The organism is Pseudomonas mosselii, assembly GCF_005796105.1.
GTDB lineage: Bacteria > Pseudomonadota > Gammaproteobacteria > Pseudomonadales > Pseudomonadaceae > Aquipseudomonas > Aquipseudomonas mosselii_C.
On the sequence record NZ_VAUO01000003.1, the window covers coordinates 141,903 to 157,108 of the forward strand.

Below are 15,206 nucleotides of genomic sequence, written 5' to 3' on the forward strand. Positions count from 1 at the left end.
CTTGCAGCTTACAACTTGAAGCTCAAGAAAGTTGCGCGTCACGCACCAGTCTTTCCAGCCCCGCCAGGTCCGGCACTCGGGCGACCTGCTCGCCCACCTGTACCGCCGCCAGTTCAAGCCCGGCCAGCGGCACATCGACGTAGTTGAGCTGGCTGTCCAACTTGCACGAGCGCGGAATACCCTGCAGCAGCACCGCCAAGTAGCGCAGCCCGGTATCGCCCAACGCGTTGAGCACCACGATCCGGGCCCGCTCACCGCACGGTGTCTGCCCGCCACAGGCCGCCTCGAAGCCGATCAACGGCAGGCGCTGCTGGCGCCAGTCCACCCAGCCCAGATGCCAGGTGTGCTCACCCGGCTCGCACACTGGCGCGCGTTGCCCGATCAGCTCGGCCACGGCGACATTCGGTAACACCAGGGTACGATCACCCAGGGGCAGCAAAAGCCCGGTCAGGCTGCTGCGCTGTCTGGCGATATGTTCAAGCATGCGGCTGGCTCCAATGGGCGATGCTGTGCAACAGGACCGACTCCTGGTAGGGCTTGCCGAGGTAATCGTTGACCCCGATGGCCATGGCCCGGTCACGGTGCTTCTGCCCGGTGCGCGAGGTGATCATGATGATCGGCAGGTGCTGCAAACGCGCATCGCGGCGGATCCGCGTCGCCACTTCGAAACCGTCCATGCGCGGCATCTCGATATCCAGCAGCAGCACATCGGGGCGGTGCTCTTCGAGCAGGGCCATGGCGTCGACTCCGTCCTTGGCGGTCAGCACGCTCATTCCGTGGCGCTCCAGCAGGCGGCTGGTGACCTTGCGCACGGTCACCGAGTCGTCCACCACCATCACCAGCAGCGGCCGACGCGGTGCCGGGCCGATCAACGAGCGCGGGTTGTCGGCCTCCCCCGGCAAGCGCGCCAGGCGCCGCTGCTGACCGCGCAACTGGCCCAGCAGGTCGAGAATCAGCACCACCCGGCCATCCCCCAACAAGGTCGCACCCGACAAGCCAGGTACCGCCGCGAACTGCGGCCCCAGGCTCTTGACCACGATCTCGCGGCTCGCTGACAGGCTATCGACCTGGATCGCGAACGACTGCTCGTGCGAATGCGTCAACAGCACCGGCAGTGGCACGCTCTGCCCCAGCAAGGCAGGCTGGCCACTGCCCTGCACCAGCTCACCAAGGTAGCGCAGGGCATAATCGTGTCCGGCATAGCTGTAGCGCGGCGGATCGCGGCGATAGCAAGCCTCCAGCTCCGCAGGTGGCACCCGTACGATGCCCTCGATGGTGTTCAGCGGGATGGCGTATTGCTCATCGCCCAGGTGCACCATCAACGCGCGGTTCACCGACACGGTGAACGGCAGGCGAATCAGGAAGCGCGCGCCCCGGCCTGGGCTCGACTCGATGCTCATCGAGCCGCCGAGCTGCTTGACCTCCTCATGCACCACGTCCATGCCCAGCCCACGCCCAGAGATCTGGGTAATTTTTTCTGCCGTGGAAAAGCCGGGACGCAGGATGAACTGCAAGATTTCATGGTCGCTGAGCTGCGCATGGGGTGACAGCAGCCCACGCTTGATCGCCTTGCTGCGCACGGCCTCCAACGGCACACCGGCGCCGTCGTCACTCATCTCGATGACGATATCGGCGCCTTCGTGCAGCAAGTTAAGGTGAATGGTGCCCAACTCCGGCTTGCCGGCGGCCAGGCGCGCCTCGCGCGACTCCAGACCGTGGTCCACGGCGTTGCGCAACATGTGTTCGAGCGGCGCCACCATACGCTCCAGGACGCTGCGGTCCAGCTCGCCCTCAGCGTTGCCCACCACCAGCTCGACCTGCTTGCCCAGTTCGCTGGCGACCTGCCGCACCACCCGTTGCAGGCGTGGCACCAGGCGCTCGAACGGCACCATCAACGTGGCAGTCAGGCCCTCTTGCAGTTGGCTGTTGACCCGCGCTTGCTGCTGCAAAAGGCTGTAAGTCTCCTGCGAGCGCTGTAGCAGCGTCTCGCGCAGGTCGAGCAGGTCCGAGGCCGACTCGAACAACGCCCGCGACAGCTGCTGCAACTGCGAGTGACGGTCCATCTCCAGCGGGTCAAAGTCGTCGTAGACGTCGCTTTCGAACGCCTGGCGGCTCAGGATCCGCCCTTGGGTCTCGATATCCAGGCGCAGCAGCTGGTCACGCATGCGCTCCAGGGTGGTTTCCATTTCGCTGAGGGCGAACTGGGCATCGTTGACCTGTTGCTCGATCCGCCCGCGAATCACCGCATGCTCGCCGGCCAGGTTGCCCAGGTCGTCCAGCAACTCGGCATCGACCTTGACCATGTCAGCAGCCCGCTCCGGGGCGACGGCAGGCGCCTCGGCCGTTGCCGTCTCGAGGTGCGGCTGGCCTGCGGCGCTATCGGTCAATGCGGCGCTGGAGAAGTTGCGGATGTAGTCGATCAGCGCAGTGGCAGCATGCAGTGGCTGGCCGAGGCGCACCGCATCAAGCATGTGCGCCAGGCGGTCATGGCAGTTTTGTAGCAGGCTGAACAACGCTGGCGTCGGCGGCAAACGCCCGGCGGCGAGCAGTTCGTAGAGAAATTCCAGTTCATGGGCCAGGTCGCCGATGGCGGCGATCTCGACCATGCGCGCACCGCCCTTGAGGGTGTGCAGGTCGCGCAGCAGGTTTTCGACCTCCACCGTGCTACGGGGGTCGGCCTGCCAACGGGCCAGGGATTCGGCGGCGCTCTCGACGATGTCCGAGCTTTCTTCGAGGAAGACCTCCAACAGTTCCTTGTCGCCGGCGTTCGCTTCGGTGTCATCCGGCGCCACCGCCAGCGGCTGTACCGTCTGGCCGCCGACCACCCCCAGCGCGCTCGGGTCGAGGGCATCGTCGAGCAGCCCGCGCAAGGCCGCCAGGCACTCGGGACGGGCACTCGGGTCCTGGCCTGCGGCAATTTCGTCGAGCAGGTCGAACAGGCTTTCGTGGCCCTCGCGGGCCACGCCGAAGAAGCGCGCCGAGGCCGACAAGCTACCCTCCTCCACGGCCCCGTACAGGTCGAGCAAGCCTTCGCAGACTTCGTCCACCTGCCACAGCTCGGCCTGGTGTGCGGCGTGGCCGAGCTGGGTCATGACATCGAGCAGGGTTTCGAGCCCCTGGCGCTGCGTGGGGTGTTGCTCCCACTCGGCCAGCAAGGTGTCGGCCTCCAGCAGGATATCCATGGCTTGGCCGAGGAAGGCTGCGAGCAACTGCGGATCGCGGCGGCTGCGGCGTGCCGGATGCAGCTCGGTGTGCTGCTGGGCGAGCCGCGCATCGACGGTCTGGCCGACCTGCTCGATCAGCTCGACCGCACCAGGGATCGGAGCCAACGGCGTGCTGCCCAACTGCGCCAGGCCCAGGTGGAACAGCGCCCGGGCGGCTTCCAGCAATTCGATCTCCACCAGCAGCAGGGGCTGCTCGTGGGCTTTGTATTCGCGGACCAGGCGATCCAGCGCCGTGGCCAGTTCTGCCACTGGCATCACCCCAGCCATCGCCGCGCTGCCCTTGAGGGTGTGCAGGGCGCGCTGCAAGCTGTCGCTGACTGGCGTGCCTGTGGGGTCGGCGGCTTGCAGGCAGGCATCGAGCCCGGCCAAGTGGCCCTGGGCTTCGTTGCGGAAGATCTCCAGTAGGTTCGGGTCGAGCCCGTCAATGTTGGCCCCGGGCGCGGCATCGTTTAGCGCCAGCGCGTGCAGGTGGGCGGCCAACTGCTCGACTTCGGCGGTAGCCGGCACCAGGCCGGCGGCAAAGTCGGCCAACAGGTCGGGCAGGCGCACGAACACCTGCTGCAACGCCACCAGCCCTTCGGCGCTAAGCACGATGCGCCCTTCGAGCACACGGTTGAGCAGGTGCTCGGCGCCCCAGGCCAGCTCTGCCAGGGCCTGGGCGTGCACCATGCGCCCACTGCCCTTGAGCGTGTGCAGGGCACGGCGCACTTCCACCAGGGCATCGCGCAGGCTGTTGTCGGCGCGCCATCGTAGCCAGTGCCGCTCAACCTCCGGCAGCAGCTCGCCGGCCTCTTCGAGAAAGACCTCGCGTAGCTCGTCGTCGATGCCATCGATCGCCGCCAAGGCCTGCGGGCTGGCCTCGCAGGAGCGGCACTGCACCCCAAGCGCGGCCAGGCTGGCGTGGGCCATGTCGATGAAACGCTGCGCGTCGGCCAGCGGATCGGCCACGCGCCATTGCAGGTAGGCCTCACAGGCGCACAGGGCATCGGCCAGGTGCGCCAGCTCGTCAGGCAACGGCTCTTGCTCCAGATGCCCCAGCCAGCCTTGTACGTAGCCTGCGCAACCGGCAAACAGTTCGGCGGCCACCGGCAGCATGAGCATGGCCATGGCCCCGCGAACTTGGTGGAACAAGCCGGGCAGCGCTTGCAGGTGTTGGCGTGACCAGTCCGACTCAAGGCAATCGCCGATCAGGTCCTTGGCCTGCTGCAACACGTTCAGCGACTCATTGAGCACCAGTTGGCGGGTATCGGCCAGGTCCGCGCCAGGCAGGCTGCCAGGTGTGGTCTCTTCCAACGGCCCGACCATGCCGTTGAGGGTCGCCTCGACATATAACAGTGCGCCGGCTACATCCATGAGCAGCGCTTCGTCGGCCGCATCGTCCTGCTCGACCAGGGCTTGCAGCGCCAGCACCTGGTCGATGATCACCCGTCGCGGCTGCTGGAAGCCCAGCACCGCAAGGGTGTCGGCGACATGCCGCAGCGGCGCGATCAGGGCCTGCAGCGGTTCGCGCGGTGGGCGCTCGGCATTCACGACAGGGTCCAGGTGCTCCTTGATACGCATCAGGTCATCGCACAAGGCCATCACTACCGAGCGCAGCGCGTCGCGCCCAGGGCCGGCCTGCATGTGCTCGCGCCAGCTGCCCAGCGACAGGTCGAGGTCGGCCAGGTCCGCCGCACCCGCCAGGCGCTGGCCGAACTCACCCAGCAGGCTGCCTTGGGCCAAGGGTTCGGCACCACGGCACTGCCGCAACTGGTTGAGCAGCGGCAGAACCACCAGCGGCAGGTCATGCCGCGCACCGCGCAGCCGGTCGAGGTAGGGCGGCAGTTGCTCAAGCCCGCGGAACAACGCCCCCAGGCAATCGCCGCGCGGGCTGACCTGGCCCTCGGCCAGGGCTCGTCCGAGCAGTTCCAGCTCTTCGGCCAGACGCGTGGCGCCGGGTAGCTGGAACATACGCAGGCAGCCATGTACCTGATGCAGGTTGTCGATGAAGAAGGCCAGGATCGACACGTCGTCCGGGGTGCCGGAAAAGCGCTCCAACGCCTGGCGCGCCTGGCCCAGGCAGTCGAGGATCGGCGCCTTGGCCCAGGCCAGGGCCACGGTGTCGTGGCGGGTATCACCCGCCATCACGCCATTCACGAGCGCTCGACCTTGGGCAAGGTGAAACCGGACACCGAGCGGCGCATCTCGCTGGCCATGCGCGCCAGGTGGCGAATGCTATCGGCAGTGGCGCCGGAGCCTGCGGAGGTCTGCGCGGTGATCTGCTGGATCACCGCCATGGTGTGGGAAATCTGCCCGGCTGAAGAGGTCTGCAACTGGGCGGCATCGGAAATGCTGTGGATCAGCTCGGCCAAGGTCTGCGACACGCCTTCGATCTCGGCCAGCGCCACGCCGGCGTCCTGGGCTAGCCGCGCGCCACGGACAACCTCGGCGGTGGTCTGCTCCATCGAGGTGACTGCCTCGTGGGTGTCGGCCTGGATGGTGCGTACCAGCGCTTCGATCTGCCGAGTGGCCGAAGACGAACGCTCGGCCAGGCGTTGTACCTCGTCGGCTACCACGGCGAACCCACGCCCGGCCTCGCCGGCCAGCGAGGCCTGGATCGCCGCGTTGAGGGCGAGAATGTTGGTCTGGTCGGCAATGTCGTCGATCAGGCTGACGATATCGCCAATCTCCTGGGAAGATTCGCCCAAACGCTTGATCCGTTTGGCGGTATCCTGGATCTGCTCGCGGATGTTGTCCATGCCATGGATGGTGTTGTGCACCACCTCATTGCCCTTGTTGGCGATGGCCACCGAGCGCTCGGCCACCTTGGCCGACTCGTAGGCGTGGGCCGATACCCGGTCGATCGACTCGACCATGTCGCCGACAGCCTCGGACGCCTCGCTGATCTGGTCGGCCTGATGCTCCGAAGCCTTGGCCAACTGGCGCGCAGTGTTCTGCGTGTCTTGCACCGCCGCCGCCACCTGCTCGGCACTGTGGTTGATAGTGGCGACCAGGTCGCGCAGTTGGTCGACCGAGTAGTTGATCGAATCGGCGATGGCCCCGGTGAAGTCCTCGGTGACTGACACTGTGACGGTCAGGTCGCCGTCGGCCAGCTCTTCGATTTCGTCCAGCAGGCGCATGATCGCCTGCTGGTTACGTTCGTTCTTCTCGGCGGTCTCGCGCAACTGGCGGTGGGTGGCGCGCACCATCACCAGCCCGATGAGGATGATCGAGGCCAGTGCCAGCAGGCCAAGCACGTAGCCGCCTACGGTATCCAGGGTGCGTCCGCCTGCAAGGTTCTCGAAGCCGTTGGCCAGGTGCGAGGCTTCATCAAGCAGGGTCTGGGAAAGACTGAAGATGTTGCTGGCGGCCTCGCGTACGCGAAACAGCTCGGGCGAGGTTTCGAGGATCTCGTCGACCGAACCTGCGACAAACTGGAACAGCTCGGAGATTTCCGCCAGACGCGCACGCGCGTCGGTGTCCTCGACCCGGGTCACGTGAATGGCCGGATTGCCCGCCAGCATGCCTTCGAGCACTTGGCCGAAACGGCTGGCATCGCGGCCAAACGCATCGGCGGCCTGCACCGAGGCTTCGTCGCCCGCCAGCACCGTATTGACCGATCCGAGGATGCGCTCGGCCAGCAGCAACTGGCGTTGGGCCACGGCCACCTGAGCGGCCGGGGCGCCACTTTGCAGCAGAATCTCGACCACCTTTTCATACTCGACCTGCAACTGTGGCACGGTTTCGGCCAGGGTCGCCGCTACCTGGTGCAGCGACAGCACGGTCTGCTCGCTGCCCAGGATGGTGTCGGTGTTCTTGCGCAGGTTGTCCCAGTCCTGGCGCACCGCATCCATTTCCTCGCGCACGGCGGCCGGTGCCGACGGCAAGCCGGTGCTCTTGTCGCCATGACGCAGGTAGTCCCAACGCCGCTCGAAATCGTTGCGCGCATCGCTCAGCTGACGGAACGCCAAGGCTTTGCCGGTGGCCGCCTCGGTGGCGTTCTTGGCGATGCGCTGGGAGAGCACGCGCAACTCGCCGGCATGCCCGATGTACTGCTTGTCGTGATTGGACTGGGTGTTGAGGTAGGCGAAATTGGCGAACAGCAGAATGATCGACAGGATCAGGACCACGAACAGCACGGTGATCTGCGCAGTACTGCGCGGGCGCTGGGCCACGGCGGCGGGAGAAACGGAAGGGCCCGGCTTGTTCACGTCGAAAATCCTCTACAACGCCACATCGAGAAAGCCCGGCGCCTGGGCCAGGGCGAACGGGCTGAAGATCGCCCAATTGCGCTCACGCGGGAAATGCCCCTGGACGTAAGGCGCGGCCGCGCGGATCAGCGGCTGCGGCGGCGACAGCTCCAGACTGTTCAAAGCGAAGTGCTGTAGCCCCATCACCTCGTCGACCAGCAACCCGGCAAACAGATCTTCGTAATCAAGCACCAGTACCCGGCGCTGCTTGCCTGGCGCTGCCGGCCCCAGTCCGAAAAACGCACACAGATCCATCACCGGCAGCAACCGCCCACGCAGGTTAGCCATCCCGCGCACCCAGGGCTGTACACCCGGCACACGGCTGCTGCGGGGCTCACGCAGAACCTCGGCGACCTCGCCCATGGGCGCGACGAACCACTGCCCGGCGATGCGAAAGCCGATGCCGCTCCACTGCTGCAGGCGGGTGTCTTGCAGCGGCTGGTCGGCCACCAGCAGGCGACAGCGCCGGTCAATGTCCAGCAGCAACTCGAAGGCGGTCAGCGACGCGCCCTGGGGGCGGGTGGTCAAGCGCCGAGCACCTCGCTGAGCTTGGCGATCAGCGCGTCTTCCTCGACCGGCTTGGTCAGGAAATCCCGGGCGCCCTGGCGGGCCGCCCAGATGCGGTCGGTTTCCTGATCCTTGGCAGTCACCACCACCACCGGAATGGCGCTGGTTTCCGGGTCCTTGCTCAACTGGCGGGTGGCCTGGAAGCCGTTCATGCCAGGCATGACGATGTCCATCAGCACCGCGTCGGGTTTTTCCTGGCGGGCCAGGGCCACGCCGTCGGCGCCGTTGTCGGCCTTGAGGACCTGGTGGCCGTGTTTTTCGAGCCACTCGGTCAATCGGTACATTTCTGTCGGCGAGTCGTCGACAATCAGAACTCGGGCCATGCTCTTTCCCCATGAGGAACGTGAAACGCCGCCTCGGCGGGCGGTGTCAGGGTGCGTGTTGCGGCTGCTCGACGAAACCGGGCACGTGGGCACGGATCGCATCGAGCAGTTCTTCCTTGCTGAACGGCTTGGTCAGGAACTGGTCGGAACCCACCACCCGACCGCGGGCCTTGTCGAACAGGCCATCGCGGGAAGACAGCAGGATCACCGGGGTGTCGCTGAATTCGTGGTTGTGCTTGATGACCGCGCAGGTCTGGTAACCGTCCAGGCGCGGCATGAGCACATCGACGAAGATGATGTGCGGCTTGTGATCGACGATCTTGGCCAGGGCATCGAAGCCGTCGCTGGCGGTGATCACCTCGCAACCGGCCTCGCCGAGCAACATCTGCGCAGTGCGGCGGATCGTGCGCGAATCGTCGATCACCATCACCTTCAGGGGGTGTTCCATAGATTTTGCCACCATTGCTGCTCTCGCCTGAGCGGCAAGCTGCGAGCACACGCGGCAAGAAAGAGCAGATCGCTGCACAGGGCTTCATTCTTGTAGCTTGCGGCTCGAAACTTGAAGCTTGTTCGCGCCTTTTTAACACAGTCCCGGTAGCCATTCCATCTGCCCGCCCCTTGACCAGGCGCGCGCCCGGCGCCACCCTGAGCCACTTTCATTTTCGTGCCATCGCGGCCAGTGGCCGCCAAGAGGAATTACCCCATGAGCGTTCGCCTCGGGATTGTCATGGACCCCATCGCGTCCATCTCCTACAAAAAGGACAGCTCGCTGGCCATGTTGCTGGCCGCCCAGGAACGTGGCTGGGAGCTGTTCTACATGGAGCAGCGCGACCTGTACCAGGCCCAGGGCAAGGCCCGCGCACGGATGCGCCCGCTGAAGGTGTTCGCCGACCCGGCGCGCTGGTTCGAGCTTGGCGATGAACAGGACAGCCTGCTGTCAGAGTTGAACGTGATCCTGATGCGCAAGGATCCGCCTTTCGACATGGAGTTCGTCTACAGCACCTACCTGCTGGAGCAGGCCGAAGCCGAAGGCGTGCTGGTGGTCAACCGCCCGCAAAGCCTGCGCGACTGCAACGAAAAGCTCTTTGCCACGTTGTTCCCGCAGTGCACCCCGCCGACGCTGGTCAGCCGCCGCCCGGACATCATCCGCCAATTCGCCGCCGAGCATGGCGATGTGATCCTCAAGCCGCTGGACGGCATGGGCGGCACCTCGATCTTCCGCCACCGCGCCGGTGACCCGAACCTGTCGGTTATCCTCGAAACCCTTACCGCCCTGGGCGCGCAGCAGATCATGGCGCAGGCCTACCTGCCGGCCATCGTGGACGGCGACAAGCGCATCCTGATGATCGACGGCGAGCCGGTGGACTACTGCCTGGCACGCATCCCGGCCAGCGGCGAGACCCGCGGCAACCTGGCCGCCGGTGGACGTGGCGAGGCCCGCCCGCTGACCGAGCGCGACCGCTGGATCGCCGCCCAGGTCGGCCCGACCCTGCGTGCCAAAGGCCTGCTGTTCGTCGGCCTGGACGTGATCGGCGAGCACCTCACCGAAATCAACGTCACCAGCCCAACCTGCATCCGCGAGATCGATGCAGCGTTCAACACCAATATCGGTGGCCAGTTGATGGACGCCATTGATCGCCAGTTGCAGGCACGCTGACCGAGGACACGCGGCAATACCGCGCAGTGGGGTATGATGCGCAGCCGCAAGCTTCAAGCCGCAAGCCACAAGCACCAACCGGCCTGCACCGAACCGCTCTTGCTTGGAGCTTGCAGCTTGTAACTCGAAGCTGCCCTTGGATATCCGATGACGCTCCCCGCCGACATCCCCTCCGACCTGCTGCCACCCCGCGTCCGCCCGGTGGACCGGCTAGGCTTTACCCTGTTCCTGGCGGCCCTGGTGCACCTGGCGCTGATCCTCGGCGTGGGTTTCAGCGTGGTCAAACCAGCCGACATCCGCCAGACCCTGGACATCACCCTGGCCACCTTCAAGAGCGAGAAAGCGCCCGAGAAAGCCGACTTCCAGGCCCAGGAAAACCAGCAGGGCAGCGGCACGCTGGACAAGAAGGCGGTTCCCAAGACCACTGAAGTGGCGCCGTTCCAGGACAGCAAGATCAACAAGGTCACCCCGCCCCCTGCCGCCCGCCAGGAGGTGCCACCGCCTGTGGTGCAGCACAAGTCCGCCGTCACCACCCAGGCGCCCAAGGCGCAGAAGGTCGAGCCCAAGCCAAAGGAAACCAAGCCCCAGCCGCAGGCCGAGGCCAAAGTGCCAGACTTCGACAGCTCGCAGTTGTCGAGCCAGATCGCCAGTCTTGAGGCGGAGCTTTCCAACGAGCAGCAGCGCTACGCCAAGCGCCCGCGCATTCACCGCCTGAACGCCGCCTCGACCATGCGCGACAAGGGCGCCTGGTACAAGGAAGAGTGGCGCAAGAAGGTCGAACGCATCGGCAACCTCAACTACCCCGAGGAGGCCCGGCGCCAACAGATGTACGGCAGCTTGCGCCTGATGGTGTCGATCAACCATGACGGTTCGCTGTATGAGGTACTGGTACTGGAGTCGTCTGGCCAGCCGGTGCTGGATCAGGCGGCCCAACGCATCGTGCGGCTGGCGGCGCCGTTCGCGCCATTCACCGGCGACATGGCCGAGTTCGACCGGCTGGAAATCATTCGCACCTGGCGCTTTGCCCGTGGGGACAAGCTGTCGAGTAACTGACAAAGACCCGCCTGGCCCGTGTAGGAGCGGCCTTGTGCCGCGAAAGGGGCGCGTAGCGGCCCCGACGATAGGTGCCATAGGCAAGATCCTGGGGCCGCTGCGCAGCCCTTTCGCGACACAAGGCCGCTCCTACAAGGGAGTGCATGGCGCATCGAGCACCTTGTCAGCCTCGCCACCTGGCGCCACACTAGCGCTCATGAAAACCATCAGCCCCAGCTACCTAAAGCACCAGTTCCTGATCGCCATGCCGCACATGAGCGACCCGAACTTCGCGCAAACGCTGACTTACATCGTCGAGCACAACGCCAACGGCGCCATGGGGCTGGTGGTCAACCGGCCGCAGGAGCTGAACCTGGCCGATATCCTGGAGCAACTGCGCCCCGACGAGCAGCCGCCGGCCAGCACCTTGCAGGTGCCCATCTACCAGGGCGGCCCGGTGCAGACCGACCGCGGCTTCGTGCTGCACAGCAACGAGTGCAGCTTCCAGGCAACGGTGGCGCTTGAAGGGCTGTCGCTGACCACCTCGCAGGACGTGCTGCTGGCCATCGCGGCGGGCGTGGGGCCCAAGCAGAGCCTGATCACCCTCGGCTACGCCGGCTGGGAAGCAGGGCAACTGGAAGCCGAGCTGGCCGACAACGCTTGGCTCAACTGCCCGTTCGACTCCGAGATCATCTTCGGCCTGGCCAGCGACCTGCGCCTGGACGCTGCCGCCGCGAGCCTGGGCATCAACCTCAGCCTGCTCACCAGCCAGGCAGGCCACGCCTGATGGCCGAACTGCGCCTACTGCTGGGCTTCGACTACGGCAGCAAACAGATCGGCGTGGCGGTCGGCCAGGTGATCACCGGCCAGGCCCGCGAGCTGTGCACGCTCAAGGCCCAAAACGGCGTGCCGGACTGGAACCAGGTGGAGAAGCTGATCAAGGAATGGAAGCCCGATGCCATCGTCGTTGGCCTGCCGCTGAACATGGACGGCACCCCCAGCGAGATGAGCGAGCGCGCCGAAAAGTTCGCCCGCCGCCTGCACGGGCGCTACAACCTGCCGGTACACACCCACGACGAGCGCCTGACCACCTTCGAAGCCAAGGGCGAGCAGATGGCCCGGGGCAACCGTCACGGCAGCTATCGCGACAACCCGGTCGACGCCATCGCCGCCGCGCTGCTGCTGCAAGGCTGGCTGGAGGCCAACACTTAAATCCGCTTTGCCGCCGGAGCCATCCGGCACCCCGCCCAAGGAGCACGCAATGAGCCTACCCAATCCCGCCGAGCTGATCCGGCAGATGGCCGTCGACCTTCGCGCCCACCTGGCCCGCCGTGCCATTACCGAACCACGCTACATCGGCATCCGCACCGGTGGCGTGTGGGTGGCCCAGGCGCTGCAAGCCGAGCTGGGCGACAGCAGCCCGCTGGGCACGCTCGACGTCTCGTTCTACCGTGACGATTTCAGCCAGAACGGCCTGCACCCGCAGGTGCGCCCCTCGGAGCTGCCGTTCGAGATCGAAGGCCAGCATCTGGTGCTGATCGACGACGTGCTGATGAGTGGCCGGACCATTCGTGCCGCCCTCAACGAACTGTTCGACTACGGTCGCCCGGCCAGCGTAACGCTGGTGTGCCTGCTCGATCTGGACGCCGGTGAGCTGCCGATCCGCCCCAATGTGCTAGGTGCCACCCTGTCGCTGGCTGCCCATGAACGGGTAAAATTGACCGGACCCGCCCCGCTCGCCCTCGAGCGCCAGGACCTCGCACCCGCATCCGCCCTTTAAGAGTCCCCCGCGATGACGCCATTCGACGCCAAGCGCCCGCTGCAGCTCAATGATCAGGGCCAGCTACGCCATTTCCTCTCGCTCGACGGTTTGCCCCGCGAACTGCTCACCGAGATCCTCGAGACCGCCGACTCGTTCCTCGAAGTCGGCGCTCGGGCCGTGAAGAAAGTCCCGTTGCTGCGCGGCAAGACAGTGTGCAACGTGTTCTTCGAGAACTCCACCCGCACCCGCACTACGTTCGAACTGGCAGCCCAGCGCCTGTCGGCGGACGTGATCAGCCTCAATGTGTCGACCTCCTCGACCAGCAAGGGCGAAACCTTGTTCGACACCCTGCGCAACCTCGAAGCCATGGCCGCCGACATGTTCGTCGTGCGCCACTCCGACTCCGGTGCTGCGCACTTCATCGCCGAGCACGTTTGCCCGGACGTGGCCGTGATCAACGGTGGCGATGGCCGCCACGCACACCCGACCCAGGGCATGCTCGACATGCTGACCATCCGCCGCCACAAAGGCAGCTTCGAGAACCTCTCGGTGGCGATCGTCGGCGACATCCTGCACTCGCGCGTGGCCCGCTCGGACATGCTCGCGCTCAAGACCCTGGGCTGTCCGGATATCCGCGTGATCGGCCCGAAAACCTTGATTCCGGTGGGTATCGAGCAGTATGGCGTGAAGGTCTACACCGACATGGCCGAAGGCCTGAAAGACGTCGACGTGGTGATCATGCTGCGCCTGCAACGTGAACGCATGGCCGGCGGCCTGCTGCCCAGCGAAGGTGAGTTCTACCGCCTGTTCGGCCTGACCACCGCGCGCCTGGCCGGCGCCAAACCCGATGCCATCGTCATGCACCCAGGCCCTATCAACCGCGGCGTGGAGATCGAGTCGGCGGTCGCCGACGGCAAACATTCGGTGATCCTCAACCAGGTCACCTACGGCATCGCCGTCCGCATGGCGGTGCTGTCCATGGCCATGAGCGGACAGAACGCGCAACGTCAATTCGACCAGGAGAACGCCCTGTGACCATCAGTATCATTGGCGCCCGGGTGATCGATCCGCACAGCGGCCTGGACAGCGTTACCGACCTGCACCTGGACGGCGGGCGCATCGTTGCCCTCGGCGCGGCGCCGACCGGCTTCAGCGCCAGCCGCGCGATCGAGGCGCATGGCCTGGTGGCCGCGCCAGGCCTGGTAGACCTGGGCGTATCGCTACGCGAGCCGGGCTATAGCCGCAAAGGCAACATCGCCAGCGAAACCCGCGCGGCGGTGGCTGGTGGTGTCACCAGCCTGTGCTGCCCGCCGCAAACCAAGCCGGTGCTCGACACCCCAGCGGTGGCCGAGCTGATTCTCGACCGTGCCCGCGAAGCTGCCAACAGCAAGGTCTACCCGATCGGCGCCCTGACCAAGGGCCTGGAAGGCGAGCAACTGGCCGAGTTGGTGGCGCTGCGCGACACCGGCTGCGTAGCGTTCGGCAACGGCCTGAAAGAGATCCCCAACAACCGCACCCTGGCCCGCGCGCTTGAGTACGCCGCGACTTTCGACCTGACCGTGGTGTTCCACTCGCAGGACCGCGACCTGTCGCAAGGTGGCTTGGCCCACGAAGGCCCGATGGCCAGTTTCCTGGGCTTGCCCGGCATCCCTGAAAGCGCCGAAACCGTAGCCTTGGCGCGCAACCTGCTGCTGGTCGAGCAAAGCGGCGTGCGTGCCCACTTCAGCCAGATCACCAGTGCCCGTGGCGCGCGGCTGATCGCCCAGGCCCAGCAACTCGGGCTGCCGGTGACCGCCGATGTGGCGCTGTACCAGCTGATCCTCACCGACGAGGCGCTGCGCGACTTTTCCAGCCTGTACCACGTGCAACCGCCGCTGCGTACCGCCGCCGACCGCGACGGCCTGCGCGAGGCGGTCAAGTCCGGTGTGATCCAGGCGATCTCCAGCCATCACCAGCCCCACGAGCGTGACGCCAAGCTGGCCCCATTCGGTGCCACTGAGCCGGGCATCAGCAGCGTCGAGTTGCTGCTGCCGCTGGCAATGACGCTGGTCGAGGATGGCCTGCTCGACCTACCAACCCTGCTCGCACGCCTGTCCAGTGGCCCGGCCGCTGCACTGCGCCTGCCAGCGGGCGAGCTGAAAGTCGGCGGCGCGGCAGACCTGGTGCTGTTCGACCCACAAGCCTCCACCGTGGCGGGCGAGCAATGGTTCTCGCGCGGCGATAACTGCCCGTTCATCGGCCACTGCCTGCCGGGTGCGGTGCGTTATACCCTGGTCGATGGGCACGTCTGCCACGAGGCCTGAGCGCGTCATCCGTTGCCTGCGCGATCCCTGTAGGAGCGGCCTTGTGCCGCTCCTACAGGGGCGGTGCAAAGGCGACCATTCATCTTCCCCGGTTGAAATCCTTCCCCCC

At 66.0% G+C, this 15,206-nt stretch carries 13 protein-coding genes; 7 read left to right on the forward strand and 6 right to left on the reverse strand.

Features of this window, described 5'->3' with window-relative positions:
• Positions 1-22: 22 nt before the first annotated feature.
• Genes FEM01_RS09780 through FEM01_RS09805 form a run of 6 tightly spaced genes read right to left on the reverse strand, consistent with a single transcriptional unit; the run spans position 23 to position 8,791 of the window.
• The gene (locus tag FEM01_RS09780; RefSeq protein ID WP_138219237.1) at positions 23-484 is read right to left on the reverse strand and encodes a chemotaxis protein CheW; all 462 of its coding nucleotides are present in this window, start codon (positions 482-484) and stop codon (positions 23-25) included.
• Positions 477-5,348 (reverse strand): hybrid sensor histidine kinase/response regulator, encoded by a 4,872-nt coding sequence (locus FEM01_RS09785; protein WP_138219414.1) that lies wholly within the window; start codon positions 5,346-5,348, stop codon positions 477-479. Before FEM01_RS09785 ends, FEM01_RS09780 begins: the two co-directional genes overlap by 8 nt.
• Before the next feature lie 8 nt (positions 5,349-5,356).
• The gene (locus tag FEM01_RS09790) at positions 5,357-7,378 is read right to left on the reverse strand and encodes a methyl-accepting chemotaxis protein (RefSeq protein WP_431188581.1); all 2,022 of its coding nucleotides are present in this window, start codon (positions 7,376-7,378) and stop codon (positions 5,357-5,359) included.
• Between the two features lie 48 nt (positions 7,379-7,426).
• The gene (locus FEM01_RS09795) at positions 7,427-7,981 is read right to left on the reverse strand and encodes a chemotaxis protein CheW (protein ID WP_138219239.1); all 555 of its coding nucleotides are present in this window, start codon (positions 7,979-7,981) and stop codon (positions 7,427-7,429) included.
• Complete coding sequence (pilH, locus tag FEM01_RS09800) at positions 7,978-8,343, reverse strand: twitching motility response regulator PilH (RefSeq protein WP_138219240.1); 366 nt, start codon at positions 8,341-8,343, stop codon at positions 7,978-7,980. The genes FEM01_RS09795 and pilH overlap by 4 nt, the downstream gene beginning before the upstream one ends.
• Positions 8,344-8,389: 46 nt before the next feature.
• A complete protein-coding gene (locus FEM01_RS09805) occupies positions 8,390-8,791 on the reverse strand; it encodes a response regulator (protein ID WP_138219241.1) in 402 nt (133 codons plus the stop codon).
• Between the two features lie 255 nt (positions 8,792-9,046).
• Here FEM01_RS09805 and gshB point away from each other — a divergent pair, with 255 nt between their 5' ends.
• The 7 genes from gshB (at position 9,047) to FEM01_RS09840 (ending at position 15,097) form a co-directional block, all read left to right on the forward strand.
• Positions 9,047-10,000, forward strand: a complete 954-nt coding sequence (gene gshB, locus FEM01_RS09810) for a glutathione synthase (RefSeq protein ID WP_138219242.1) — start codon at positions 9,047-9,049, stop codon at positions 9,998-10,000.
• Positions 10,001-10,147: 147 nt separating this feature from the next.
• Positions 10,148-11,053 (forward strand): energy transducer TonB, encoded by a 906-nt coding sequence (locus FEM01_RS09815; RefSeq protein ID WP_138219243.1) that lies wholly within the window; start codon positions 10,148-10,150, stop codon positions 11,051-11,053.
• A gap of 196 nt (positions 11,054-11,249) precedes the next feature.
• Complete coding sequence (locus FEM01_RS09820; RefSeq protein ID WP_138219244.1) at positions 11,250-11,819, forward strand: YqgE/AlgH family protein; 570 nt, start codon at positions 11,250-11,252, stop codon at positions 11,817-11,819.
• The gene (gene ruvX, locus FEM01_RS09825) at positions 11,819-12,244 is read left to right on the forward strand and encodes a Holliday junction resolvase RuvX (RefSeq protein WP_138219245.1); all 426 of its coding nucleotides are present in this window, start codon (positions 11,819-11,821) and stop codon (positions 12,242-12,244) included. Before FEM01_RS09820 ends, ruvX begins: the two co-directional genes overlap by 1 nt.
• Positions 12,245-12,293: 49 nt before the next feature.
• Positions 12,294-12,812, forward strand: a complete 519-nt coding sequence (gene pyrR, locus FEM01_RS09830; protein WP_138219246.1) for a bifunctional pyr operon transcriptional regulator/uracil phosphoribosyltransferase PyrR — start codon at positions 12,294-12,296, stop codon at positions 12,810-12,812.
• Positions 12,813-12,824: 12 nt separating this feature from the next.
• Positions 12,825-13,829, forward strand: a complete 1,005-nt coding sequence (locus FEM01_RS09835; RefSeq protein WP_138219247.1) for an aspartate carbamoyltransferase catalytic subunit — start codon at positions 12,825-12,827, stop codon at positions 13,827-13,829.
• Complete coding sequence (locus FEM01_RS09840; RefSeq protein ID WP_138219248.1) at positions 13,826-15,097, forward strand: dihydroorotase; 1,272 nt, start codon at positions 13,826-13,828, stop codon at positions 15,095-15,097. The genes FEM01_RS09835 and FEM01_RS09840 overlap by 4 nt, the downstream gene beginning before the upstream one ends.
• The last annotated feature ends 109 nt before the right edge of the window (positions 15,098-15,206 follow it).